19 protein-coding genes are annotated in these 24208 nt (G+C 71.7%); 11 read left to right on the top strand and 8 right to left on the bottom strand.

From position 1 onward, the window contains the following. Positions 1 to 92 precede the first annotated feature (92 nt). The 6 genes from OG252_RS29505 to OG252_RS29530 all read right to left on the bottom strand — a co-directional run bounded on the left by OG252_RS29505 (position 93) and on the right by OG252_RS29530 (position 6843). On the bottom strand, positions 93 to 1733 hold the full coding sequence (locus tag OG252_RS29505; protein WP_329339896.1) for a penicillin-binding transpeptidase domain-containing protein: 1641 nt from the start codon (positions 1731 to 1733) through the stop codon (positions 93 to 95). 144 nt (positions 1734 to 1877) lie between these two features. Next, positions 1878 to 2852, bottom strand: coding sequence for an agmatinase (gene speB, locus OG252_RS29510; RefSeq protein ID WP_266438282.1), 975 nt, complete (start codon positions 2850 to 2852; stop codon positions 1878 to 1880). A gap of 28 nt (positions 2853 to 2880) precedes the next feature. Continuing rightward, positions 2881 to 3651: an SDR family NAD(P)-dependent oxidoreductase gene (locus OG252_RS29515; protein ID WP_329339898.1), complete on the bottom strand. Its 771-nt coding sequence runs from the start codon at positions 3649 to 3651 to the stop codon at positions 2881 to 2883. Between the two features lies 1 nt (position 3652). Continuing rightward, positions 3653 to 4348 (bottom strand): SDR family NAD(P)-dependent oxidoreductase, encoded by a 696-nt coding sequence (locus tag OG252_RS29520; RefSeq protein ID WP_329339901.1) that lies wholly within the window; start codon positions 4346 to 4348, stop codon positions 3653 to 3655. After that, complete coding sequence (locus OG252_RS29525; protein ID WP_329339903.1) at positions 4345 to 5805, bottom strand: APC family permease; 1461 nt, start codon at positions 5803 to 5805, stop codon at positions 4345 to 4347. Before OG252_RS29525 ends, OG252_RS29520 begins: the two co-directional genes overlap by 4 nt. Positions 5806 to 5892: 87 nt before the next feature. Beyond that, positions 5893 to 6843: a polysaccharide deacetylase family protein gene (locus OG252_RS29530; RefSeq protein ID WP_329339905.1), complete on the bottom strand. Its 951-nt coding sequence runs from the start codon at positions 6841 to 6843 to the stop codon at positions 5893 to 5895. Positions 6844 to 7078: 235 nt separating this feature from the next. Here OG252_RS29530 and OG252_RS29535 point away from each other — a divergent pair, with 235 nt between their 5' ends. Continuing rightward, the gene (locus tag OG252_RS29535) at positions 7079 to 8611 is read left to right on the top strand and encodes a PucR family transcriptional regulator (protein WP_329339907.1); all 1533 of its coding nucleotides are present in this window, start codon (positions 7079 to 7081) and stop codon (positions 8609 to 8611) included. Between the two features lie 15 nt (positions 8612 to 8626). Here OG252_RS29535 and OG252_RS29540 read toward each other — a convergent pair whose 3' ends face one another. Together OG252_RS29540 and OG252_RS29545 are read right to left on the bottom strand one after the other, a co-directional pair. Then, positions 8627 to 9445: a hypothetical protein gene (locus OG252_RS29540; RefSeq protein ID WP_329339909.1), complete on the bottom strand. Its 819-nt coding sequence runs from the start codon at positions 9443 to 9445 to the stop codon at positions 8627 to 8629. After that, entirely contained in the window at positions 9436 to 11178 is a 1743-nt protein-coding gene (locus tag OG252_RS29545) for a dolichyl-phosphate-mannose--protein mannosyltransferase (protein WP_266438301.1), read from the bottom strand. The genes OG252_RS29540 and OG252_RS29545 overlap by 10 nt, the downstream gene beginning before the upstream one ends. 63 nt (positions 11179 to 11241) lie before the next feature. Here OG252_RS29545 and rsmI point away from each other — a divergent pair, with 63 nt between their 5' ends. The 10 genes from rsmI to OG252_RS29595 all read left to right on the top strand — a co-directional run bounded on the left by rsmI (position 11242) and on the right by OG252_RS29595 (position 24201). Beyond that, positions 11242 to 12099, top strand: a complete 858-nt coding sequence (gene rsmI / locus OG252_RS29550) for a 16S rRNA (cytidine(1402)-2'-O)-methyltransferase (RefSeq protein WP_266438303.1) — start codon at positions 11242 to 11244, stop codon at positions 12097 to 12099. A gap of 267 nt (positions 12100 to 12366) precedes the next feature. Continuing rightward, a complete protein-coding gene (locus OG252_RS29555; RefSeq protein WP_266438306.1) occupies positions 12367 to 12795 on the top strand; it encodes a hypothetical protein in 429 nt (142 codons plus the stop codon). A gap of 46 nt (positions 12796 to 12841) precedes the next feature. Continuing rightward, positions 12842 to 13723, top strand: a complete 882-nt coding sequence (locus tag OG252_RS29560; protein WP_266438309.1) for a TatD family hydrolase — start codon at positions 12842 to 12844, stop codon at positions 13721 to 13723. Between the two features lie 141 nt (positions 13724 to 13864). Further along, positions 13865 to 15247 (top strand): resuscitation-promoting factor, encoded by a 1383-nt coding sequence (locus OG252_RS29565; protein WP_266438312.1) that lies wholly within the window; start codon positions 13865 to 13867, stop codon positions 15245 to 15247. Positions 15248 to 15301: 54 nt separating this feature from the next. After that, on the top strand, positions 15302 to 16201 hold the full coding sequence (gene rsmA, locus OG252_RS29570) for a 16S rRNA (adenine(1518)-N(6)/adenine(1519)-N(6))-dimethyltransferase RsmA (protein ID WP_266438315.1): 900 nt from the start codon (positions 15302 to 15304) through the stop codon (positions 16199 to 16201). After that, positions 16198 to 17094: a 4-(cytidine 5'-diphospho)-2-C-methyl-D-erythritol kinase gene (locus tag OG252_RS29575; RefSeq protein WP_266438318.1), complete on the top strand. Its 897-nt coding sequence runs from the start codon at positions 16198 to 16200 to the stop codon at positions 17092 to 17094. The genes rsmA and OG252_RS29575 overlap by 4 nt, the downstream gene beginning before the upstream one ends. Before the next feature lie 338 nt (positions 17095 to 17432). Beyond that, entirely contained in the window at positions 17433 to 19241 is a 1809-nt protein-coding gene (locus OG252_RS29580; RefSeq protein ID WP_266438321.1) for an ABC-F family ATP-binding cassette domain-containing protein, read from the top strand. 193 nt (positions 19242 to 19434) lie between these two features. Beyond that, the gene (locus OG252_RS29585) at positions 19435 to 21201 is read left to right on the top strand and encodes an outer membrane protein assembly factor BamB family protein (protein ID WP_329339916.1); all 1767 of its coding nucleotides are present in this window, start codon (positions 19435 to 19437) and stop codon (positions 21199 to 21201) included. 67 nt (positions 21202 to 21268) lie between these two features. Further along, a complete protein-coding gene (locus OG252_RS29590) occupies positions 21269 to 23191 on the top strand; it encodes an outer membrane protein assembly factor BamB family protein (RefSeq protein WP_329339918.1) in 1923 nt (640 codons plus the stop codon). A 311-nt stretch (positions 23192 to 23502) separates the two neighbouring features. Further along, positions 23503 to 24201 (top strand): helix-turn-helix transcriptional regulator, encoded by a 699-nt coding sequence (locus tag OG252_RS29595; protein ID WP_266438330.1) that lies wholly within the window; start codon positions 23503 to 23505, stop codon positions 24199 to 24201. Positions 24202 to 24208 lie beyond the last annotated feature (7 nt).

Consider the following 24208-nt stretch of genomic DNA (forward strand, 5'->3'; position numbering starts at 1 on the left):
TTCGATCCTCCGCACGATCCCCAGGGTCCCCGTTGCCCTCATTCCACCTCAACGACGACACCACCCTAGGGTCCCGTGCTGTGCGGGTGACTTCAGCCGGCAGCTCGTAGCACAGCTGCGACAATCGGGCCCGCCGCGTCGCCGCCGTGTCCGCCCTCCTGGGTCATGGCCGCCGCGGCGACGTCGTTGCGGAAGCCGGTGAACCAGCTGTCGGACACGGCCTGCCCGTCGACCTCTGCGGAACCGGTCTTCGCGCCGATGTCCCCGCCGAGCCCCGACATCGCCTCCTGGGCGGTGCCCTGGGTCGCGGTCAGCCGCATCATCTGCTTCAGCTGGGAGGCCGTGTTGTACGGCAGCCCCTTGGCGGTGGCCAGTTGGCGGTCGTCCAGCTTCGGCGACACCAGGTAGGGCTGGCGGAAGTCGCCGGTGATGGCGGTGGCCGTCACGGAGGCCATGTTCAGCGGGTTCATCTGGACCTGGCCCTGCCCGATCGCGTTGGCCGCGCGGTCCGGGCCGCCGGAGGCGGGGACGCTGCCGTCGAAGGAGACGATGCCGGTCTTCCAGTCCAGGCCGATGCCGAAGCGGGTCTGGGCCTCCGTGGTCAGCGACTCGTCGGTGAGCGGATCCTCGTCGATGAGCTTGATGAAGGCGGTGTTGCAGGACCGCGTGAAGCTGTTGGCGAGCGTGGCGTTCAGGTCGGGCTTCATGCCCGTGAGGTTCTTGAAGGTCTGGCTCTGCCACACGGCGGTGTTCTCACAGGGCGCCGGACCGTTCATCGAGGTCACGCCGTTGTCTATGAGCATCGCGGCAGTGATGATCTTCATCGTGGAGCCGGGCGCGACCGTGCCCTCGAAGGCCGCGTTGAAGGCGTCCTTGCGGTTGTTCGCCACCGCCAGCACCTCACCCGTGGTGGGCTTGACGGCGACGACCGACGACTGGGCGTACTGCTTGACGGCCTTCTCCGCCGCGGCCTGCGCGGTCGCGCTGAGCGTGGTCTCGAGCTTGCCCGCCCTGCCCTTGGCGAGGGTCACCAGCGGGGTGTCGGCGGCGCCCCCCTCCGGGTGCCGGATCACCAGCTCGATGCCCGGGGTGCCGCCGGCCTTGTCGCCGTACTTGCCGCGCAGCGCGTCCAGGACCGGCCCGAGGGAGGGGTACTTCTCCTCCGTCAGCACGGTCCCGTTGCGGTCGACGGCCTCGATCGGCGGGCTCGCCGCCTCCCCGGTGACCAGGGTGTCGTCCCGCTGCAGCTCGGGATGGATCACGGACGGCTGCCAGTCGACCAGCGCCCGCCCGGTGGTGACCCCGCGCACGACGGTCAGCTCGCTCTTGTACGTCAGCGGCTTCGACTTCCCGTCGTACGACACCTTCGCCTTCACCGTGTACGGAACGGTGGCGCCGGACGCCGTACCGGGAGTGATCTTCACGTCACCGATGTGGGCGGCCTCGCCGTACGCCGTCAACAGCGGCTCGGCCGCCGTGTCGTTGTTCGTGTACCCCGCCGCGTCCGCCGCGTCGCCCTTCTCCCAGGCCGCGAAGAACTTGGCGGTCGTCTCCTTGACCTCGTCCGCGCTCGGCGGCCCGCTCTTGACCGGGGCAGGCCCGGCGGCCGTACCCGCCCCGCCGCCCCCGTCCTCGTTCAGCGCGGACACGAAGTTGTACGCCCCGTACCCGGCGCCGCCGACCATCACGGCGAACACACCACCGATGACGGCGGTCTTTACCCCCTTGCCCATTACGGCGCTTCCCCTCCCCCTTGTGCCTTCCACGCATCTTCTGAACGCGTTCAGAAAGGCTTGCTGTGGTCGCACTCTATGCGCAAGGGGGGACTGGTGTAACGGATGTTTCCGCTTTGTTGAGCGAATCATTGGCCGATTCCGCTAGGCCTTCCTCGACCTCCCCGCCATGAGGCTGACCATGTCGAACAGCACGGTGGCGGCGGCGAGTGACGTCACCTCGGCATGGTCGTACGCGGGGGCCACCTCCACCACATCACCGCCGACCAGGTGCAGTCCGGTCAACCCGCGCAGCACCCGCAGGAGTTCGCGGCTCGTCAGCCCGCCGGCCTCCGGAGTGCCCGTGCCGGGTGCGAAGGCCGGGTCGAGGACGTCGATGTCGACGGAGAGATAGACGGGGAGGTCGTCGACCCGTTCGGTGATCGCCTGGATCGTGCCCGCCAGGCCCAGGACATCGATGTCGCCCGCCCGGATCGTACGGAAGCCGAAGCGCTTGTCGGCGTCCATGTCGGCCCGGCCGTACAGGGGACCGCGGATGCCGACGTGGAGGGAGTGGTCCTCGATCAGCAGGCCCTCCTCGAAGGCGCGGCGGAAGACCGTGCCGTGGGTCGTCGGCGCCTGGAAGTAGGTGTCCCAGGTGTCCAGGTGCGCGTCGAAGTGCACCAGGGCGACCGGACCGTGCTCGCGCACCACCGTCCGCAGCATCGGCAACGCGATCGTGTGGTCGCCGCCGATCGCCAGCAGCCTCCGGCCGCCGCGCGCCACCTCGCGCGCGTGGTCGGCGATCTGGCCCAGAGCCGTGTCGATCGAGTACGGGGTGACCGGCACGTCACCGGCGTCCACGACCTGGATCTCGTCGAACGGCGCGATGTCCAGCTCGGGATGGAACGCCGGGCGCAGATGGCGGGACGCCTGCCGGACGGCCATCGGGCCGAACCGCGCCCCGGGGCGGTAGGAGGTGCCGGTGTCGAACGGCACGCCCAGCACGGCGACGTCGTAGTCGCCGACCTGGCCGATCTCCGGTACCCGGGCGAAGGTCGTGCTGCCGGCGAAGCGGGGGACCGACGTGCCGTTCACCGGGGGGAGCGGTCCCAGCGGACCACGGGATGTCTCGGGCATGGGGTTCCTGTTCCGCTGGAGGGATTGTTCAGGCGCGGGCTCTGGTGGAGCCGCCATTGGGCTGGAGCACCTGACCGATGAGTGCGCCCGCGCCGGGCGAGGCGAGGAACGAGACGGCCGCGGCGATCTCGGTGGGCTCGGCCAGCCGGCCGACCGGCATGAGGCGCCGGTAGCGGGCCCGGAGCTCGTCCAGCGTGAGGCCCGCGTCCTCGGCGTCCACGCGCAGCTGGTCGGTGTCCACGTAGGACGGCGCGACACAGTTGGTGAGGATGCCCTGCGGGCCCAACTCGCGGGCCAGCCCTTTGGCCATCGCGATCAGGCCTGCCTTCGAGGCCGCGTAGGCGGTGGCGTTGCGCTGTCCGGTCACGCCCCACTCCGAGGCGATGATCACGATCCGGCCGTGCCCGAGCGCCCGCATCCCCGGCAGCACGGCCTGGACGACGCGGAAGTGGCCGGAGAGATTCACCTCGATCTGGTGCCACCACTCCCGCGGCGGCTGGTCGAGGAAGGGGCTCATCGCCATCGCCGCGGCGTTGGCGACCAGTACGTCCACCGGCCGCCCGGCCCGCCGCCCGACGTCGGCGACCATGGCGCGTACGGCGGCCGGGTCGGCGATGTCGGCGGGTGCGGCGAATCCGCCGACGCGCTCGGCCAGTTCGGTCAGCCGTCCGTCGTCGGTGAGGTCGTTGACCGCCACGGTGTGGCCGTCGGCGGCCAGCCGCAGGGCGGTCGCCCGGCCGACGCCCCGGGCGGCGCCGGTCACCAGGGCGAGGCCGCCCTCCTTGATGTCGGACGCCATGTCAGATCACCGCCCCGGCGTTCGGTGACAGCACGTCCCCGCAGTACATGCCGCCCTCGGTGGCCAGGTAGCGCACGGTGTACGCGACCTCGGCCGGCTTGACCAGCCTGCCCAGCGGCAGGGTGGCCAGGTACGCCGGATCGCGCCAGGGCGAAGTCGCGGCCAGCAGCGGGGTGTCGGTGGGGCCCGGCGCGACGATGTTGACGCGGATCCCGTCGTCGGCCACTTCCAGCGCCAGCGACCTGGCGAAACCGAGCACCGCGCCCTTGGCGGCGACGTAGTGCACGTCGCCGCTGCCGCCGGTGAGCGCCAGCTCCGAGGAGATCACCACCACCGCGCCGCCCCCGCCCGAGGCCAGGTGGGGCAGCGCGGCGGCGCAGGTGTTGACCGTTCCGCCCAGGATCACGGCGAACATGCGGTCCCACTGGCCGAGCGTGAGGTCGGCGGCGTCGATGCCCTCCTCGTAGTATCCGGCCGCGGTCACCACCAGGTCGAGCCGCCCGAACCGCTCGGCCACGCACCCGACCGCCTCCGCGACCGCCTGACGGTCGGTCACGTCGACGACGACGGGCAGGTCCGTCGGGGAAGGGCGGAGGTCGAGTCCGGCGGTGCGCCAGCCCGCCTCCGCCAGTACCTCGGCGGTCGCGGCGCCGATACCGCCGGCGGCACCGGTGATCAGGGCGACCCGGCCGCTCACTTGGAGGTCACCGAGGGCATGTGGCCCGGTCGCGACACCGACCAGTACACGAGCGCACCGATCACGCCCAGTACCCCGGTCATGATCAGCAGTCCCCAGTCGAGGTACCACACGCCGTTGACGGCTCGCGGCCAGGCGATGTTGACCGACTCGAAGACGATCCATACGGCGGCCGCGTACGTCACCGGCTTCCCCCACCGGCCCAGGGACCACTCGCCGGGCTCCCAGGTGCCGCGGAGCCGGACGTAGACCGCGCCGAGCACGGGCAGCGCGTAGGACAGGTAGAAGCCGGCGTTGGCGAAGGAGAGCAGCAGTGCGTAGATCTTCTCCGCGCTGATGAAGAGCAGCGACCCCGCGACCACCGCGGTCAGGGCGATCGCGCCGCGCGGCACCCGCTCCTTGCCGGAGAGCGTGCCCAGGAACCGGGCGCCGGGAAGGGCCCTGTCGCGTGCGCCGGCCCAGATGGCCCGGCTGACCGCCGCCTGCACGGCCATCAGACTGGCCGCGAAGCCGATGACCAGGGCGATCAGCAGGGCCTTGCCGGTCGCCGAGCCCAGGCCGGCCTCCAGCGTGGTGGTGACCGGGTCGGCGTCCTTGCCGCTCAGGACGTCACCGATGTCCGGCATGGCCAGCAGGATGCCCAGGCTGGCGTACATGACGAGGATGCCGACGGCGGCCAGGGCCAGGGCCATCGCCTTGGGCAGCACGCGCCGGGACTCCTTTACCTCCTCGGCGATGGAGCCGGCCGACTCGAACCCGACGAAGGACCAGCCGGCGATCGCGACGGCGCCGAGGAACGGTCCCGTGAGCCACGCGGACCCGTGCGCCGTCCCCTCCCCGCTGAACAGGATCGAGAAGGAGTGGGAGCGGTGGGCGAGGAGCAGCACGGTGCCGATGCCGAGGGTGGCGATCAGTTCCGCGGTCAGGCTGACGTAGAGGAGCGCCTTGAGGACGCGTCCCCCGATCATGTTCGCGGCCGAGCCGAACAGCAGCACGCCCAGGGCGGTCAGTGCCTGCTCGGTGCGGCTGAAGCCGGTGACGCCGAGCGCCCCGAGCAGGAATCCGGATCCGGCGAAGGACAGGGCCGACAGGGCGAGGGTCAGGCCCCACATGTAGGCCCAGTTGGTGAACCAGCCGTAGCGCGGGCCGATCAGGTGGCGGGCCCACTGGTAGACGCTGCCCTGCAGCGGCCAGCGGGAGACCAGTTCGCCGAAGACCCCGCAGACCAGCAACTGGCCGACGAGGACGACGGGGAAGGCCCACCAGAAGGCGGGCCCTGCGGTGATGACACCGAGGGCGAAGACGCCGTACATGCCCACGATGGGGGAGACGTCGGAGAAGGCCAGGGCGAACGCGGATCTCAGGTTGTACTGCTGCTTGAGCCCGCCGGCGGCTTCGGTGTCGAGTGCCGGGTCGGGCGGACCGGTCAGGGCGGCGGTCTGGGCGCTTGGGGTCATCACACTGTCCTGTCGAGGAGGGCATACGGGATTGACACGACAGGCGCCCTTGCCTGTGTGCGCGGGTGACAAGTCAAGGGGTGGCGTTCAGGGACGCTTCGGTACCCAGTACGCCTGCTCGGGGAGCTCCGGCTGCGGGCAGGTGCGCGGCGAGAGATCCAGGGACGCGGTGTGCTCGGCGACCTCGGCCACCGTGGTGATCCACAGGCCGGGCAGCGCCTTCATCCGCTCGATCAGCCGCTCCAGCGCCTCGGCCCGCGAGGGACGCCCGGTCAGGAACGGGTGGCAGGTGAGGACGAAGCAGGCGCCGAGGCGGTGCATGGCCTCCAGCTCCCAGGTCCACATCTCCAGCGCCTTGGCGGGGCTCTCGATCACGCCGGTGCCGATGAGTCCGGGCAGGAAGGCGTACTGCTCCCAGTCGTCCAGTCCCCAGGAGACGGGCACCTGCACGATGCTGGGGGCCTGCGGCCGTCCGTCCACGGCCAGCCGGTAGGGGTGGTCGGCGTCCATGAGGCTGGAGTCGTAGAGGAATCCGCGCTCTTCGAGGAGCCGAGGGGTGTGGTAGTTCAGCTCCCACATCGGCGCCCGGTAGCCGACCGGCCGGACGCCCGCGACCTCGTACAGGGCCTTGAGGCCGAGATCGAGCATGTCCGCCTCGGTCGCGGCGTCCATGCCGACGGTGTTCTCGTGGAAGTAGCTGTGGTGAGCCACCTCGTGACCTGCCTCGACCACCGACCGCACGACCTGGGGGTAGCGGTGTGCGGTGTATCCGGGGACGAAGAAGGTGGCCTTGAGGCCGTGGCGCTCCAGCATGGCCAGGATCCGGGGCACGCCGACCAGCGGTCCGTAGGACTGGTGGCTCATCGGGCTCATGCGGTGGACCGACGCGAGGTCGGTGCTCAGCACCGCGGCTTCGGCGTCCATGTCGAAGGTCAGGCAGGCGGCCGCGGTGAAGCCCTCGGGCCAGCCGATCCGTCCGGCAGCCGTGGTGGCATCACGCGTGCTGCTCCCACGCTGAGAAGGATTCGCTTCCGCCATGGCGCACTCTCCGCTCGTTCGATGCGCACAGCATGCGGACGGCGGGTGTGGTCCGGCCATCCGACTGGGGCGCAGAACATCGACGCGTATTCGTACCGGAGTATGAGGCCCGATTCGTGTCATACCGGTCGGGCCCGTGTGTGCGGCCGGTAACAGGGAATTCACGCCCGTCTCATCGCGGGCGTGGCCGACGCCCGTACGTTCCATACGCTCAGGGACGAAGGAGGCGGTGGCGATGGCGGTCACGGTGCGCGAACTCCTCGCGCTGCCGCACCTGCAGATGTCGCTGCACGCGGGTGCCGACGGGGTCGACCGCGAGGTCAGCTGGGTGCACCCCTCCGACCTGCCCAATCCGTGGGCCTGGCTGTCCGCGGGCGAGCTGCTGCTGACCAACGGCACCGGGCTGGCCGCCGATCCCGGTGAGCAGACGGTCTTCATCGAACGGCTCGCGGAGGCCGGCACGAGTGCCTTCGGGCTGGGCCTCGGCATGCAGGGGCCGCCGCTGACCCGCGCGCTCACCGACCGGGCCGACGCGCTGTCGCTGCCGGTGGTGTCCGTGCCGTACAGCGTGCCGTTCAGCGCGGTCGTCCGTGCGGTGGCCGATGTCAACGAGCGGGAGGAGGCCCGGCAGCTCGCCGGCGTCGCCCGCCTGTACTCCCTGCTGCGGACCTCCATGGCCGGCGGGCTGCCCGGACCGGAGACGTTCGCCCGGCTCGGACGGGAGCTGAAGGCGCGGCTCTATCTCGTCGACCCCGAGACCGGTCTGTCGCTGTTCGAGGACGGCCCCGAGACCGGCTTCGCGCCGGAGTTGGTCGCCGAGTACGCGGCGCACGGCAGCGCCATCCCCGGCGTGCTGCGGCTGCGCCGCCGGGCGGCGGACGGCTCGCGCGCGGCGATCGCCCTGGCCGTCGCGGTACCGGGCGCCGAGCCGACCGCGCTGGTCGCCGAGCCGACCGGGGAACAGCTGCCCGGCCTCGACCTGCTCCAGCATGTCGCCACCGTCGGCGCCCTGGAACTGACCCAGCTCACGGCCGACCGGGAGAGCCGCCGCAGGCGGGGCGCGGACCTGCTGCGCCAACTGCTCGACCGCGGGCTCGATGCGACGACCGCCGGGCACCGGCTGGCGGAGACCGGGATCACGCCGGCCGCCGCCGTTCTGGTGCTCACCCCGGCCGCCTGCGACGGCCCCGCCGACGACATCGATCGACGGCTGTCCCGGCTGCGGGCCCCGCACCTGCTGCTGCGGCGCGACGACAGCCTCCACCTCGTGCTGGAGGACCGGCCGGAGTGGCTCGCCGAGCTGACCCGGCTGCTGGACGCCGCCGCGCCGATGGGCGTCAGCGACCCGATCGGGACGGCGGCGCGCCTGCCGGAAGCCGCGCAGGAGGCCCGCTGGGCACTGGGCGCGGCCGAGACCGAGAACCGGCGGGTGATCCGGTACGGCGACGAGACCGCCCTGCCGCTGCTGCGCACCCCGGCCGAGGCCCAGGTGCTGGCGTCCAGAGTGCTGGGGGCGCTGGTGGCGCACGACGCCGAGCACGGCACCGACTACCTGCACACACTGCGGGTCACCCTGCGGCGCAACCGGTCCTGGCAGTCGGCCGCCGACGAACTGCACATCCACAAGCAGACCCTCGGCTACCGGCTGCGCAAGATCGAGCAGTTGACCGGCCGGGGTGTGACCCGGACCGACCACATCGCCGAGCTGTGGTTCGCCGTACGCGCCCATGACCTGGTCCACAGCCGTGCCGCCCGCCACGCGAGCTGATCGCACCGGGCGGTGTCAGCCGCCGGCCGCGGATCCCCTGGTCGTGGCGAGGAGGTGGAGGGGCCCCTCGGCTGCGGCGATCTCCCAGCGGCGCGGGGTCGCGGTGCCGTCCGGGCCGGTGTCGCTCACGGAGAATCCGTCGTCGCCGCCGGTCAGGGCGGGGGCGAGCGTACGGCCTTCGCGGTGCGGGAGCGTCGAGCGCTCAATGGTCCAGTGGCCGCCGGTGATCCGGCCCAGCGACACCTCGCAGTCGAGCAGCTCGCGGGCCCGGCCCGTGTCCGCCGCGCCCGCGACCAGTTCCGTCAGCGAGGCGTGGGCGGGCAGCGGTTCGCTCCGGTCGCGGGCGTAGCCGAACCAGGATCCGGCCCGCACGAGCAGCCCGGCCCGGCCGGAGTGCGGGTCCACCAGCTCGGCGGCCGCGCAGAGCCCGCCGGCGTCCTCCACCGGGTGCCAGTGCTCGACGTACGGGGCATACAGGCCCTCCTCGACCAGCACCGGTCCGCGCCACTCCAGCCGCCCGGCGTCCGGAAGGGGCGCGGGCGGCCGGTGGTCGACCGTGCGTCCCCAATGGAAGGCACCGTCGGCATGGCGCAGCCGTCCGGCGAAGGCCTCCTGCCCGGCGAGGCCGAGCAGCTGCCCGAAGGAGAGGTCGCCCAGACCCCGGGTCCCCGAGGGGCGCGACAGACCGGCAGGCTGCCGCAGATCGGCGTAGCCGGCGGGACCCTGGACCCAGGTGACGGCGCTGGTGGTGTCGCGGCCGCCGTCGCCGTCGACGAGAAGCGAGCGCCGCCAGACGCCCGCCAGGTCGGCGAGTGCGGGGCCGGCTAGACCCATGTGTCCAGCCACATCCGCGACCGCCACTCGTCTATAGGGATGGCGGTGCCGGTGTACAGCGGCCAGAAGTAGATGAAGTTCCAGGCGATCAGCAGGACCAGGACGCCCGCACCCGTGGCGCCCGCCACCCGGCGGGTGTCGCTGGAGCCCGGCGGGCCGATGATCGCGCCGAGGAGCATGGCGACGGCCAGGCAGAGGAACGGGACGAAGACGATCGTGTAGAAGAAGAAGATCGTGCGGTCCTGGTAGAGGAACCAGGGCAGGTACCCGGCCGCGATACCGCAGGCGATCGCGCCGGCCCGCCAGTCGCGGCGGAAGAACCAGCGCCACAGGACGTACAGGATCGCGAAGCAGGCCACCCACCACAGCAGCGGTGTGCCGATGGCGAGGACCTCGCGGGCGCACTTCTCGCCGGCGTCCGTGGGGCAGCCGTCCTTGCCGGGGGCGGGGGACTCGTAGAAGTACGAGACCGGGCGGCCGGTGACGATCCAGCTCCACGGGTTGGACTGGTAGGTGTGCGGCGAGGAGAGGTTGATGTTGAACTTGTAGACCTCGTGCTCGTAGTGCCACAGGCTGCGCCACCAGTCGGGGAAGAGCCAGGTCCAGCTGCCGCCCTTGCCGTCGGTCGCGGCCCAGTTGCGGTAGTAGCCGCCGCTGCCGTTGGCGGGGGAGAGGATCCAGCCCAGCCAGGACAGGACGTACGTGGCGATCGCGACCGGGACGGTGGCGAGGAACGCGAAGCCGACGTCGCGCCTGAGCACCGCCGCGTACGGGCGGCCCGCGCCCGCGACCTTGCGGGAGCCGACGTCCCACAGCACGGCCAGCACGCAGAAGAAGACCAGGACGTAGAGGCCGTTCCACTTCGTGCCGATCGCCAGGCCCATCATCAGGCCCGCCAGCCAGCGCCAGGGGCGCCACCCGAAGCGGGTGGTCTCCGCGATGTGCGCGTCGGGGCGGACCCGGCCGTCGGCGTCGGCGGGAAGGGCGGCGGCGAGTTTCTCGCGCGCCCGGTCGCGGTCGATCAGCAGACAGCCGAACGCGGCCAGCACGAAGAACATCAGCACGCCGTCGAGCAGCGAGGTGCGGGCCATCACGAACGCCAGGCCGTCCACCGCCATCAGCGCGCCGGCCAGACAGCCGAGGAACGTCGAGCGGAACAGGCGCCGGCCGATCCGGCACAGCATCAGGATCGCCAGGGTGCCGAGCAGGGCGGTCATGAACCGCCAGCCGAAGGGGTTGAACCCGAAGATCAGCTCCCCGAGCCCGATGACGTACTTGCCGACCGGCGGGTGCACGACGTAGGCCGCGTCCGTCGGGATCGGGACGTTCCCGTTGTTCGACAGGATCAGGTCGTTGACGTTCTTGTCCCAGTTGACCTCGTACCCGCGGTGCACGAGCGCCCACGCGTCCTTCGCGTAGTACGTCTCGTCGAATATCACCGCCTTCGGGCTGCCCAGGTTCCAGAACCGGATGACGCCCGCGAACAGTGTCACCAGCAGTGGACCGCCCCACGCGGACCAGCGGCCGATCCGCCCGGCGAACTCCTTCGACACCCCGAGTACCTGCCACAGCCGAGGGCTGGGCTCGACGTACGGCGGCACCAGGCGGTCGCGTACGTCGCCTCTGGGCGTCGCCGCATAGCCGAAACGGCGCAGCCGCTGCTGCCACGACGGCCGCTGGTCCTGAAGGGCCTGCTCCTGCCGGGTGTCCATGGAGGACGCGGTACTGGTCACCGCGCCATCGTAGGGAACGGCGCTGTGTGAGTCCCGTGCTTGGGGCCCTGCGAGGATGGAAACGTGACAGTTGCGCCCGGAACCCTGGTCCTTGCCGGTACCCCCATCGGCGACATCTCCGATGCCCCGCCCCGCCTTGCCGAGGAGCTGGCCGGGGCCGACGTCGTCGCCGCGGAGGACACCCGGCGCCTGCGCCGGCTGACCCAGGCGCTGGGGGTGACGCCAAAGGGGAGGGTCCTTTCGTACTTCGAGGGCAACGAGGCCGCCCGTACGCCGGAGCTGGTCGAGGAGTTGGTGAAGGGCGCGCGTGTGTTGCTCGTCACGGACGCCGGGATGCCCTCGGTCTCCGACCCCGGGTACCGGCTCGTGGCCGCCGCCGTCGAGAAGGACATCCGGGTCACCGCCGTACCGGGACCGTCCGCCGTGCTCACCGCGCTCGCACTGTCCGGGCTGCCCGTCGACCGCTTCTGCTTCGAGGGGTTCCTGCCGCGGAAGGCGGGCGAACGGCTGTCCCGGCTGCGCGAGGTCGCCGGGGAGCGGCGCACCCTCGTCTACTTCGAGGCCCCGCACCGGCTCGACGACACCCTCGCCGCGATGGCCGAGGCGTTCGGCACCGACCGGCGGGCCGCCGTCTGCCGGGAGCTGACCAAGACGTACGAGGAGGTCAGGCGCGGCGGTCTGGGCGAGCTGGCCGCGTGGGCGGCCGAGGGCGTACGCGGGGAGATCACCGTCGTGGTGGAGGGGGCGCCGGAGCGCGGTCCCGAGGAGCTCGACGCCGCGGAGCTGGTGCGGCGGGTGCGGGTGCGCGAGGAGGCGGGGGAGCGGCGCAAGGAGGCCATCGCCGCGGTGGCCGCCGACGCGGGGCTGCCCAAGCGGCAGGTGTTCGACGCGGTCGTGGCGGCGAAGAACGCGGGGGCGTGAAACGCCTTGGAGCGGGGGGCGTGAAACGCCTTCTGAGCAGGGCGTATCTCCGCTGAGCGGGCGCCCCGGGCGTGCGCCCCATGGGTGCGCAAAGAGACAGCCCGGAAGGCAAAGCCCGCGGCGGGTCAACAGGGCGGTATGGCAAGGGACGCCCAAATCGCCGCCAACAGTCGACAGGTCTGCTGCCTTCATGCCCGCCGAGGCGTCCACTGGGGTGAAGAGGACGTACCCCGTCCCAGTCGTCCCCAGCGGACACCAGGAGCTGGCATGAGTGAGATCGCAGGGCAGACGCAGACCGGCCTCCGCGCCGGCGCGACCGCCGTCGTCCACGAGTCGTATTCCTTCGCCTGCATGCGCTGCGGGCACGGGTGGGAGCAGTCGTACGAGATAGAGCACCACGTGGACGCCGACGACCACGAGTTCGTGCTCTACGTGGTGGACGGCCAGGTGGTGCCCTCCCCGCTCTCCCGGCCCACCTGCACCAACTGCGACAACCACGTCGTACGGATCATGCGGCCGGGCCGGGTCGCCTCGGCCCGCGACGCGGCTCACCGGCAGCACCGCATGCCGCCCGCCGGTCCGGTGGAGGCACCGGCGGCCGAGGGTGAGCAGCACGGGGAGCAACGGGAGCCGGGGGAGGGCCATCACTGGCACCTGTCCGATCTCCTGCACCCGTTCCAGCGCAGGGCGAGCTGAGCTGATCGCCGGCCGAGGCCGCGTGCCCCTTTCGTAGGATCGGGGCATGCCTTCGAACGCCGCCGACAAGAACGCCGCCCCGCCGCTCCCGGAACCCCTCCGGGTGCCGGTCGCCGACTCCCACACCCACCTCGACATGCAGTCGGGGACCGTGGAGGAGGGGCTCGCGAAAGCCGCGTCGGTGGGCGTGACCACGGTCGTGCAGGTCGGCTGCGACGTGGCCGGCTCCCGGTGGGCGGCCGAGACGGCCGCGCGGTACGACGCCGTCCACGCGACCGTCGCCCTGCACCCCAACGAAGCCCCGCGGATCGTCCACGGCGACCCCGACGGCTGGTCCCGGCAGGGCGCGCGCACGCCGGGCGGGGACGCGGGCCTCGACGAGGCGCTCGCCGAGATCGACCGGCTGGCCGGGCTGGAGCAGGTCAAGGGCGTCGGCGAGACGGGCCTCGACTACTTCCGCACCGGGCCGGAGGGCAAGGAGGCGCAGGAGAGGTCGTTCCGCGCCCACATCGAGATCGCCAAGCGGCACGGCAAGGCCCTGGTCATCCACGACCGTGACGCCCACGCCGACGTGCTGCGCGTGCTGAAGGAAGAGGGCGCCCCCGAGCGCACCGTCTTCCACTGCTACTCGGGCGACGCCGAGATGGCCGAGATCTGCGCCGCCGCCGGATACTTCATGTCCTTCGCCGGCAACGTCACCTTCAAGAACGCCCAGAACCTGCGGGACGCGGTGGCCGTGGCCCCGTCGGAGCTGCTCCTGGTGGAGACCGACGCGCCGTTCCTGACGCCGGTGCCGTACCGCGGACGGCCCAACGCCCCGTATCTCATTCCGGTCACGGTGCGCGCGCTGGCCGCCGTGCGCGGCATGGACGAGGACGCGCTGGCGTCGGCACTCGCCGCCAACACGGCACGCGCGTTCGGCTACTGAGCCGCGACCGTTCCGTTACCGACCCGCCCGAACACCACTCTGGGTAGCCGCGTCGCTTTGGAGAGTGACAGTCGCTCCGCTAGGTTCTGGGGGCCCGATCCGGACCCTTCTGGACCCCTCCGGCCCCTGGAGCGTGTCGGCGTGAGCAACTCGCACAACCAGACGTACGAGACGTACGGCCCGAGCGAGCCGTACACCGACGTGCACAGCGCGCAGACGCTGGCCTACGGCGTGTACGCGGCGCCGACGTCGTACGACGACTCGCATCCGCCGGCCGACGACATGTCCCCGCCCGCTGACGACACGTACACGCCCGCCTACGAGGCGCGCGAGCCCGCGCCGCCGCGGTACAGCGCGCCGGAGCCCGTGGTGGAGGACGGTGGGAACGGGCGGGCCGCGCGCCGGCGCAGGGCCCGGTACGCCGAGCGCTCGGACGGGACCATGCGCCGACTGCTGCCGCAGGCGCTGGTCGTCGCGTTCCTCGCGGGCGGCACCACCGCGTTCGTCGCCAAGGACAAGGCGATCGAGCTCAGCGTCGACGGCAAGCCGCGCACCCTGCACACCTTCGCGGACGACGTCACCGAACTGCTCGCCGAGGAAGGCGTGCGGGTCGGCGCGCACGACGTGGTCGCGCCCGCCCCCGGCGAGGAACTGGACAGCGGCGACGAGGTAGCCGTGCGCTACGGGCGTCCCGTCCGGCTCACGCTCGACGGGCACCCGCGCGAGGTGTGGACGACGGCGCGCACGGTGGAGGGGGCGCTTCAGCAGATGGGGGTGCGTGCGGAGGGCGCGTATCTGTCCGCCTCGCGCTCCCGGCGCATCGGGCGCGAGGGGCTCGCGCTGGACGTGCGTACCGAGCGGGCCGTGACGGTCATGGCGGACGGCCGGGCGCGCACGATCCGCACCAACGCGGCGACCGTGCGCGAGGTCGTCGAGGAGGCCGGGGTCACCCTGCGCGGGCAGGACGCCACGTCCGTCGCGCCGGAGAGCTTCCCGCGCGACGGGCAGACCGTCACCGTGCTGCGGATCACCGGCAGCAAGGAGGTCCGCGACGAGGCGATCCCCTTCGAGGTGCACCGGACCGTGGACCCCACCCTGTTCCGGGGCACCGAGGTCGTCGAGCGGGCCGGGCAGCCGGGGCTGCGACGGGTCACCTACTCCCTGCGGACCGTCAACGGCGTCAAGCAGAAGCCGCGGCGGACCCGGACCGAGCTGGTGCGGGAGCCGCGCGCGCAGGTGGTGAAGGTGGGCACGAAGCCGATGCCGACGTCCGTACAGGGAGCCGACGCTCTCGACTGGCAGGGGCTCGCGGCGTGTGAGTCCGGGGGACGGCCGGGCGCGGTCGATCCCTCGGGGACGTACGGCGGGCTCTACCAGTTCGACACCCGGACCTGGCAGAGCCTCGGCGGGAAGGGGCGGCCGCAGGACGCGTCGGCGGCGGAGCAGACGTTCCGGGCGAAGAAGCTGTATGTGCGGCGGGGGGCGAGTCCCTGGCCGCACTGCGGGACGCGGTTGCAGGGGTGAGCGTCGACAGTTGCGTGGGACGAGCGCGACGGTGGTGCCCCGTACTCTTGTCCCGTGAGCAGCCCCGCCCCTGACGCCCTCCTCGGGCCCGCCGACGTCCGTGAACTCGCGGCCGCGCTCGGTGTGCGTCCCACCAAGCAGCGCGGTCAGAACTTCGTGATCGACGCGAACACGGTCCGCCGTATCGTCCGCACCGCGGATGTCCGCCCCGACGACACGGTGGTCGAGGTGGGACCGGGACTCGGCTCGCTCACGCTCGCCCTGCTGGAGGCCGCCGACCGGGTCGTCGCCGTCGAGATCGACGACGTGCTCGCGGGGGCGCTGCCCGCGACCGTCGCGGCGCGGATGCCGGACCGGGCCGACCGGTTCGCGCTGGTGCACTCCGACGCGATGCAGGTGCGGGAGCTGCCGGGCCCCGCCCCGACCGCGCTGGTCGCGAACCTGCCGTACAACGTGGCCGTGCCGGTCCTGCTGCACATGCTCGAGACCTTCCCGAGCATCGAGCGGACCCTCGTGATGGTCCAGGCGGAGGTGGCCGACCGGCTCGCCGCCCCGCCCGGCTCGAAGGTGTACGGCGTCCCGTCGGTCAAGGCCAACTGGTACGCCGAGGTCAAGCGGGCCGGTGCCATCGGCCGCAAGGTCTTCTGGCCCGCGCCGAACGTCGACAGCGGGCTGGTCTCGCTGGTGCGACGGGCCGAGCCGCTCAAGACGACCGCCTCCCGGCGCGAGGTCTTCGCCGTCGTCGACGCCGCGTTCGCCCAGCGGCGGAAGACCCTGCGGGCCGCGCTCGCCGGCTGGGCGGGATCCGCGGCCGCCGCCGAGACCGCCCTCGTCGCCGCCGGCGTCTCGCCGCAGGCCCGCGGGGAGTCCCTGACGGTGGAGGAGTTCGCGCGGATCGCCGAGAGCAAGGTGGATCACGACCACCCCGACAACAAGGAGCAGGCCGAGCAGTGAGCGTCACCGTCCGCGTCCCCGCCAAGGTCAACGTCCAGCTCGCGGTCGGCGCCGCCCGGCCCGACGGGTTTCACGACCTGGCCAACGTGTTCCTCGCGGTCGGCCTGTACGACGAGGTGACGGTGACCCCGGCCGACGCACTCCGCGTGACCTGCGCGGGGCCGGACGCCGGCCAGGTCCCCCTGGACCGTACGAATCTGGCGGCGCGCGCGGCGATCGTCCTTGCCGAGCGTCGCGGCCTCGACGCCGCCGTGCACATCCACATCAACAAGGACATCCCGGTGGCGGGGGGCATGGCGGGCGGGAGCGCGGACGGCGCGGGGGCCCTGCTGGCGTGCGACGCGCTGTGGGGCACGCGGGCCTCCCGCGAGGAACTCCTCGACATCTGCGCCGAGTTGGGCAGTGACGTGCCGTTCAGCCTGGTGGGCGGGGCGGCACTCGGCACGGGCCGGGGCGAGAAGCTCAGGACGCTCGAGGTCGGTGGCACCTTCCACTGGGTGTTCGCGATGGCGTCGCGCGGGCTGTCGACCCCGGCCGTCTTCCGCGAGTTCGACCGGCTGACGGAGGGGCTCGACGTCCCCGAGCCGGTCGAATCCCAGCCCCTGCTCGACGCCCTCGCCAAGGGCGACCCCGAGGCGCTCGCCGCCGCCGTTTCCAACGACCTCCAGCCCGCCGCCCTCTCCCTCTTCCCCGAACTCGCCGACACCCTCGCGGCCGGTCGGGCCGCGGGCGCCCTGGCGACCCTTGTCTCGGGCTCGGGCCCGACCACGGCCTTCCTCGCCCGGGACGCCGAGTCGGCGGTGAAGGTGGCAGAGGCGCTGAGCACGTCCGGCACGTGCCGGAGCGTACGGACGACGTCCGGGCCGGCACCGGGGGCCACGGTCACGAGCTGATCCCCGGCGGGGGGTGCGCGTCCCTGGGGGCTCCGCCCCCAGACCCCCGGGCCTATGCCCACCCACCACCCGTCTCGGTGGGTCGAGAGGTGAAGGCCGAGGGCTCCCTCTCGTCCGACCGAGTCGGAGGTAGAGGGTCCCTCTCATCCCACCGAGTCGGGTGGTGGGTGGGCGAAGGCCGGGGTCCAGGGGCGGAGCCCCCTGGTACGGGGTCGAAGGGGCAGCGCCCCTGGAGGATGGGACGGGTAGGGGCGGCGGGGGCGAGAACCCGGCCGGGAATGACCATCCACCCCGCCGACTACCCTGGAAGGTCGATCGTCCCCCTTGTCAGGAGAGTAATGGCCGTCAATCTGGTCAATGTCGAGAACGTCAGCAAGGTGTACGGCACCCGTGCCCTGCTGGACGGCGTCTCGCTCGGCGTCTCCGAGGGCGACCGCATCGGCGTGGTCGGGCGGAACGGCGACGGCAAGACGACGCTGATCCGGATGCTCGCCAAGCTGGAGGACGCCGACACCGGCCGGGTCACCCACTCCGGCGGCCTGCGGATCGGCGTGCTGACCCAGCACGACTCCCTCGACCCGACGGCGACCGTCCGGCACGAGGTCATCCGGGACATGGCCGACCACGAGTGGGCCGGAAACTCCAAGATCAGGGACGTACTCACCGGGCTGTTCGGCGGGCTCGACCTGCCCGGCTTCCCGCAGGGGCTCGACACCGTCATCGCCCCGCTCTCCGGCGGCGAGCGGCGCCGGATCGCGCTTGCCAAGCTGCTCATCGAGGAGCAGGACCTGATCGTCCTGGACGAGCCCACCAACCACCTCGACGTCGAGGGCATCGCCTGGCTCGCCCGGCACCTGCGCGAGCGCCGCTCCGCGCTCGTGTGCGTGACCCACGACCGGTGGTTCCTGGACCAGGTCTGCACCCGGATGTGGGACGTGCAGAAGGGCGACGTCTTCGAGTACGAGGGCGGCTACTCCGACTACGTCTTCGCGCGCGCGGAGCGTGAGCGCATCGCCGCCACGGAGGAGACCAAGCGGCAGAACCTGGTCCGCAAGGAGCTCGCGTGGCTGCGGCGCGGCGCGCCCGCCCGTACGTCCAAGCCGCGCTTCCGCGTCGAGGCCGCCAACGAGCTCATCGCGGACGTGCCGCCGCCCCGGGACAGCAGTGAGCTGATGAAGTTCGCGTCCTCGCGGCTCGGCAAGACCGTCTTCGACCTGGAGGACGTGACCGTCCAGGCCGGCCCCAAGGTGCTGCTCAAGCACGTGACCTGGCAGCTCGGCCCGGGCGACCGGATCGGCCTCGTCGGGGTGAACGGCGCAGGCAAGACCTCCCTGCTGCGCGCCATGGCCGAGGCCGCGTGGACGCAGGGCGACAAGCAGCCGGTCGGCGGGCGGGTCACCGTAGGACGGACCGTCAAGCTCGCCTACCTCTCCCAGGAGGTCTCCGAACTCGACCCCAAGCTGCGGGTGCTGGAGGCCGTGCAGCAGGTGCGCGAGCGCGTCGACCTCGGCAAGGGGCGCGAGATGACCGCCGGGCAGCTGTGCGAGACGTTCGGGTTCAACAAGGAGAAGCAGTGGACGCCGGTCGGCGACCTGTCCGGCGGTGAGCGGCGCAGGCTGCAGCTGCTGCGGCTGCTGATGGACGAGCCCAACGTGCTCTTCCTCGACGAGCCCACCAACGACCTCGACATCGAGACCCTGACCCAGCTGGAGGACGTGCTCGACAGCTGGCCCGGGTCGATGATCGTGATCTCCCACGACCGGTTCTTCGTCGAGCGCACCACCGACCGGGTCTTCGCCCTCCTCGGCGACGCCACGCTGCGGATGCTGCCGCGCGGCATCGACGAGTACCTGGAGCGGCGCCGGCGCATGGAGGAGGCGGCGGCCGCCTCGGCCCCCGCGCCGGTCGCCGACAAGGCCGTACCGGAGAAGAGCGCCGCCGACCAGCGTGCCGCCAAGAAGGAACTCCAGAAGATCGAGCGGCAGTTGGACAAGGTCTCCGAGAAGGAGGCCAGGCTGCACGCCCAGATCGCCGAGAACGCCACGGACTTCGAGAAGGTGGCCAAACTCGATGCCGCACTGCGCGACTTGGTCGGTGAGCGGGACGAACTGGAGCTGCGCTGGCTGGAACTCGCCGACGACGCGTGAAGGGTGCGTGAAGGCGCATAACGGCGGCATCACGGGCCGGTCCTCCCTTGGGAACAGGGGCAGAACCGGCCCGGTGCCTTGTGGTCCCGAGTGATAGAAATGGCCGTCTGAGAACTTTCTGAGTACGACTCTGGGCGCGACACGAACCTCAGGGCGTGGCTAAAAATCAGTGACTGAACGGGGGAACGCGCTGATGACCCAGCCGCCCAACCAGCCGCCGCAGGGTGGCTTCGGAGCACCGCAGGACCAGCCACCACCACAGCAGGGTGGTGGCTTCGGGGCCCCGCAGCCACCACCGCAGGCGCCGCCGCAACCCGGTTACGGCTATCCGCAGCAGCCCGCGCCGCCGTCCGGCCCGTACGCCCCACCGCAGCCCGGCCCCTACGGCCAACCGGGGCCGTACGCACAGCCGCAGCAGCCGGGACCGTACGGCCAGCCGCAGCAGCCGGGGCCGTACGCGCAACCGCAGGGGTACGGCTATCCGCCGCAGCCCCAGTACCCCGGCGCGCCCGGCACTCCGCCGCCCGGCTCCGGGAACCGCTTCAAGGGCAAGCCGGCCCTCGTCATCGGTGCCGCCGTGGCCGCGCTGCTCGTCGTCGGCGGGACCGTGTTCGCGGTCGCCGGCGGTGGTGACGACGACAAGAAGCCGACCGCCCAGAAGAGCGACGACCCCAAGCCCTCCGCCTCCGAGTCCCCGATCAACCCCGGTGACGGCAGCGGCGCCGGCGGCGCGGACCCGGAGAACCTCAACGAGGGCCGGAAGGCCGGCGAGGCCAAGGTGCTCTGGTACAAGGAGGCGCCCGACGCACCCGGCGACGGAGCCGACGCCCCCGGCATGTGGATCACCGACAAGACCGCGGTGAAGGCGGCGTACAAGCAGCTCGTCGCCTACAACGTCGGTGATGGTGCCCCCTCCTGGGACACCATCACCTTCGGGCAGAAGATCTGCGCGGTCACCCCGCAGAAGACGGCCGACAACAAGATCGTCGTCGCGTACATGAACGGCACCAGCGACCGCGCCGAGTGCAACCAGCTCCAGGAGATCGACCTCAACACCGGTGCGAAGGGCTGGACCGGCGAGGTCGAGGACGGCGCGCTGTTCGACAGCACCGCCTCGATCGAGCTGTCCATCACCGGCAAGACCCTGATGGTGGGCCGCTCGCAGTCCGGCACGGCGTACGACGTGACGACCGGCAAGAAGCTGTTCGACAAGAAGAAGTACGGCACCGCCTGCTTCCCGACCGCCTTCGCGGGCGGCGCCCGGCTGCTCGTCGTCGCCTCCTGCGACGCCGGCAAGACGACCGAGCACGACGAGATGCAGGAGCTGGACCCCAGCACCGGCAAGGTCAAGTGGACCCAGAAGTTCGACAAGGGCTGGACCGTCGAGCACGTGTACTCCGCCGACCCGCTCGTCGTCTACAGCACCAACGACGACAAGAACGCGTGGAACATCTCCACACTCACCGCCACCGGCACCTTCCGCTCGCAGGTCGCTGTCGACGAGGACTTCGCCCCCGAGTGCGGCTGGGGATTCCTCGGCGGTGACCTCCCGGCCTGCGAGGGCGTGGCCGCCGACGCGAACACCCTCTACCTGCCCACCGAGGCGACCACCGGGGCGAACGAGATCGTCGCGATCAACCTCGCCGACGGCAAGGAGAAGTGGCGCGTGAAGTCCCCGGCGGACGAGTCGATGCTGCCGATGAAGACCGAGGGCGGCAAGCTCGTCGCCTATGTGCAGCCGTCGTACGACGCGGGCGGCCGGATCGTCTCGATCCCGACGACCGGCGGCACGCGCACTCCGACGACGCTGCTGCAGATGCCGGAGGGCACCGTGGACATCGAGAGCGGCTTCTACTCCAAGGACGTCGACTGGGTCGACGGGCGCTTCTACCTCTCGACCACACGGCTCGCCGGAGACACCGACAAGAAGGAGAAGTTGATGCTCGCCTACGGCAAGTGACCCTTCTCTTCCGGCAGTTCACCGTCCCCGCCGCACCCGCCGACACCGCTCCCGAGGTACTCACGTCATGACCCAACCGCCCCCTCCGCCGCCCAACCAGCCCCCGCAGCAAGGCGGTTTCGGCCCGCCGCAGGACCAGCCGCCGCAGCAGCCGGCCGCCCCGCAGACGCCCCCGACGCCTCCGGCGGGCCAGCCGCAGCCGGGCTACGGCTACCCGCAGCAGCCCCAGCCGCAGCAGCCCCAGCCGCCGCAGACCCCTCCGGGTTACGGCTATCCGCAGGCGCCGGCACCCCAGGCACCCCAAGCGCCCCAGACCCCGCCGCCGCCCCCGGGCTACGGCTACCCCGGCCAGCCGCCGAACCCGTACGGCCAGCAGCCTGCCGCCCCCTACGGCCAGCAGCCCAACCCGTACGGCCAGCAGCCCGGTTACGGCTACCCGCACGGGACCATGCCCCTCCAGCCGCAGCCGGGCCGGCCGGGCGGCGGGCGGAAGTTCAACGCGCAGCTGACCATCATCGTCGCGGCCGTCGTGGCCATCGCGCTGATCGTCGGCGGCGGCGTCTGGTACGCGTCCAGCTCCGGTGACGAGGGCAAGAAGGACGACACCGCCAGTTCCAGCGGCGGCACCGGCGAAACCGGCGGCACCGACGACAACAAGGAAGGCGACGGGGGCGGCACCGGCGGGAGCGACGCCGAAGGCGGCACCGGCACCTCCACCACCCCGGTGGAGAAGGTTCCCGGCAACCCCGCCTCCAAGGTCCTCTTCCAGGTCCCGGCGCCCGAGGTCAGCAAGGACAGCACCATCTCCACGGCCGGTTCCTGGCTCACCGACAAGGTGTACGCCAAGAGCGGCGTCGCCGAGGTCGTCGGCTACGACCCGGACAAGGGCACCAAGCTGTGGACGATCAAGCTCCCCGGCCCGGTGTGCCAGGGCAGCAACCACATGACCACCGACAGCCGGACGGCGATCACCTACCAGCCGAAGATGCCGACCAAGGCCGAGCCCTCGCACGGCTGCAGCCAGATCGCGGCGATCGACCTCGCCACCGGCAAGAAGCTGTGGACCAAGACCGCCAACTCCGGTGACGAGGCGATCAGCTTCAACAACATCACCGTCAGCGGCAACACCGTCGCCCTGGGCAGCTCCAGCGGCGGCGCCGCCTTCGACATCGGCACCGGCAAGCAGCTGTGGGCCCCGAAGCCGACCGACACCTGCTACGACACCGGGTACGGCGGCGGCGCGAAGCTGGTCGCGGTGCGCAGGTGCGGCTCGTACGACGCACCCGAGCTGCACATCCAGACCATCGACCCGAAGTCCGGGAAGGTGATCTCCGACTACCAGATGGCGACCGGCATCAATTACGCCAGCGTCGTGTCGACCGACCCGCTGGTCGTCGCCGCCGACGTCGGCGAGTCCGCGAAGGACGGCAGCGGCATCTCGGACTTCTTCTCCATCGACAACAAGACCGGCAAGCTGCGCACCCGTATCTCGGCGCCCAGCGACCAGTACGCGGCCAGCTGCGACGGCATCACCAAGATCGAGGAGTGCCACCAGGTCGCGGTCGGCAAGGACCGGCTCTACGTGGCGACCGAGGAGGAAGACGGCTCCGGCGAGTTCTCGCAGACCAACCACATCGTCGCGATCGACCTCGGCACCGGCAAGCTGGCCGGCCAGCGGGCCGACGCGGGCGACGACTACACGATCATGCCGCTGCGGATGGACGGCACCAACATCATCGCGTACAAGCGTCCGCCGTACGACAAGGGCGGTCAGATCGTCAGCATCGACGGCAGCACCTTCAAGGAGACCAAGCTGCTGGAGAACCCGGCCACGGAGTCGGTGCGGGACGTGGAGACCAGCATGTCGCCGGACTACTCCGAGATCCTCTACTCGCAGGGACACCTGTTCATGTCCGACATCTTCGCCAGTGACCTGGGGAGTACGGGCGACGAGAAGGAGTACCTGGTGATCGCGTTCGGCGCGAACTGAACCGTTCGAGTCGCCTTGTGGACCTTCGTTGACACGGCCCCGTCCCTGCTCAGGGGCGGGGCCGTGCGCGTACCGCTCATCACCCTCGAATGCGAGGAAAACCAGAAATTCCGTCGATCCGGGGCACTTCTGTCCCGGTAGGGGAAGCGCAACGTCGAACAAGCGTGTAGCTTCCGGGGGCATGAAGGACGGGGGGAGCCGGGAGGGGGCTTCTGTCCGTGCGGACCAGTGGGCATCCATAGTGGGGCATCCACAGTGATGCACTCAGTTGATGCATGGGGATCCATTGGGGGACTGGGGGGTTGGGCTCGATGGGAGTGCGGCTCATGGTGGTCGACGACCACCGACTGCTCGCCGAGGCCTTGGCCTCGGCGCTGAAACTGCGGGGGCACCGGGTGCTCGCCGCGGCGGCGCCTGCCGCGGGCGCGGCGGAGCTGGTGATCAGCCGGGCGCCGGAGGTGTGCCTGCTGGGGACGGCGACACCGGCGGAGCCGGGGATGTTCGACCCGGTGGTACGGATCAAGCGGGAGCGTCCGCAGGTCGCGGTGCTGGTGCTGGGCCCGGTGCCCAGTCCGCGCGGGATCGCGGCGGCGTTCGCCGCGGGAGCCTCCGGCTATGTACGGCATGACGAGCGGATCGAGGGGGTCGAGCGCGCGATCATGAAGGCCCGGGCGGGCGAGGCGGCGGTGGCGCCGCAACTGCTCCAGGGCGCGTTCAGCGAACTGCTCAACCCGGTGGCCCAGCCGGACGACGAGGGCCAGCGCCTGCTGCAGATGCTGACGCCCAGGGAGGTCGAGGTCCTGGTCCGGGTCGCCGACGGCGAGGACACCCGGCTGATCGCGGCCGGCATGGGCATCGCCCCCTCCACGGCCCGGACGCATGTCCAGCGCGTACTGATGAAGCTGGGCGTGGGCTCACGACTGGAGGCGGCGGCGCTGGCGGCCCGGACGGGCCTGCTGGACCGGGCGGGTCCGGTGCCGCACCTGCCACCGGAGGCGGGGGCCGGGTGACGTGCGG

The organism is Streptomyces sp. NBC_01352 (genome assembly GCF_036237295.1).
Classification (GTDB): Bacteria; Actinomycetota; Actinomycetes; order Streptomycetales; family Streptomycetaceae; genus Streptomyces; species Streptomyces plumbiresistens.

Coding starts and splice junctions, on each gene's coding strand:
- OG252_RS29505 (WP_329339896.1), bottom strand. CDS start 1,733: ATGGGCAAGGGGGTAAAGACCGCCGTCATCGGTGGTGTGTTCGCCGTG.
- speB (WP_266438282.1), bottom strand. CDS start 2,852: ATGCCCGAGACATCCCGTGGTCCGCTGGGACCGCTCCCCCCGGTGAAC.
- OG252_RS29515 (WP_329339898.1), bottom strand. CDS start 3,651: ATGGCGTCCGACATCAAGGAGGGCGGCCTCGCCCTGGTGACCGGCGCC.
- OG252_RS29525 (WP_329339903.1), bottom strand. CDS start 5,805: ATGACCCCAAGCGCCCAGACCGCCGCCCTGACCGGTCCGCCCGACCCG.
- OG252_RS29530 (WP_329339905.1), bottom strand. CDS start 6,843: ATGGCGGAAGCGAATCCTTCTCAGCGTGGGAGCAGCACGCGTGATGCC.
- OG252_RS29535 (WP_329339907.1), top strand. CDS start 7,079: ATGGCGGTCACGGTGCGCGAACTCCTCGCGCTGCCGCACCTGCAGATG.
- OG252_RS29540 (WP_329339909.1), bottom strand. CDS start 9,445: ATGGGTCTAGCCGGCCCCGCACTCGCCGACCTGGCGGGCGTCTGGCGG.
- OG252_RS29555 (WP_266438306.1), top strand. CDS start 12,367: ATGAGTGAGATCGCAGGGCAGACGCAGACCGGCCTCCGCGCCGGCGCG.
- OG252_RS29560 (WP_266438309.1), top strand. CDS start 12,842: ATGCCTTCGAACGCCGCCGACAAGAACGCCGCCCCGCCGCTCCCGGAA.
- OG252_RS29580 (WP_266438321.1), top strand. CDS start 17,433: ATGGCCGTCAATCTGGTCAATGTCGAGAACGTCAGCAAGGTGTACGGC.
- OG252_RS29585 (WP_329339916.1), top strand. CDS start 19,435: ATGACCCAGCCGCCCAACCAGCCGCCGCAGGGTGGCTTCGGAGCACCG.
- OG252_RS29590 (WP_329339918.1), top strand. CDS start 21,269: ATGACCCAACCGCCCCCTCCGCCGCCCAACCAGCCCCCGCAGCAAGGC.
- OG252_RS29595 (WP_266438330.1), top strand. CDS start 23,503: ATGGGAGTGCGGCTCATGGTGGTCGACGACCACCGACTGCTCGCCGAG.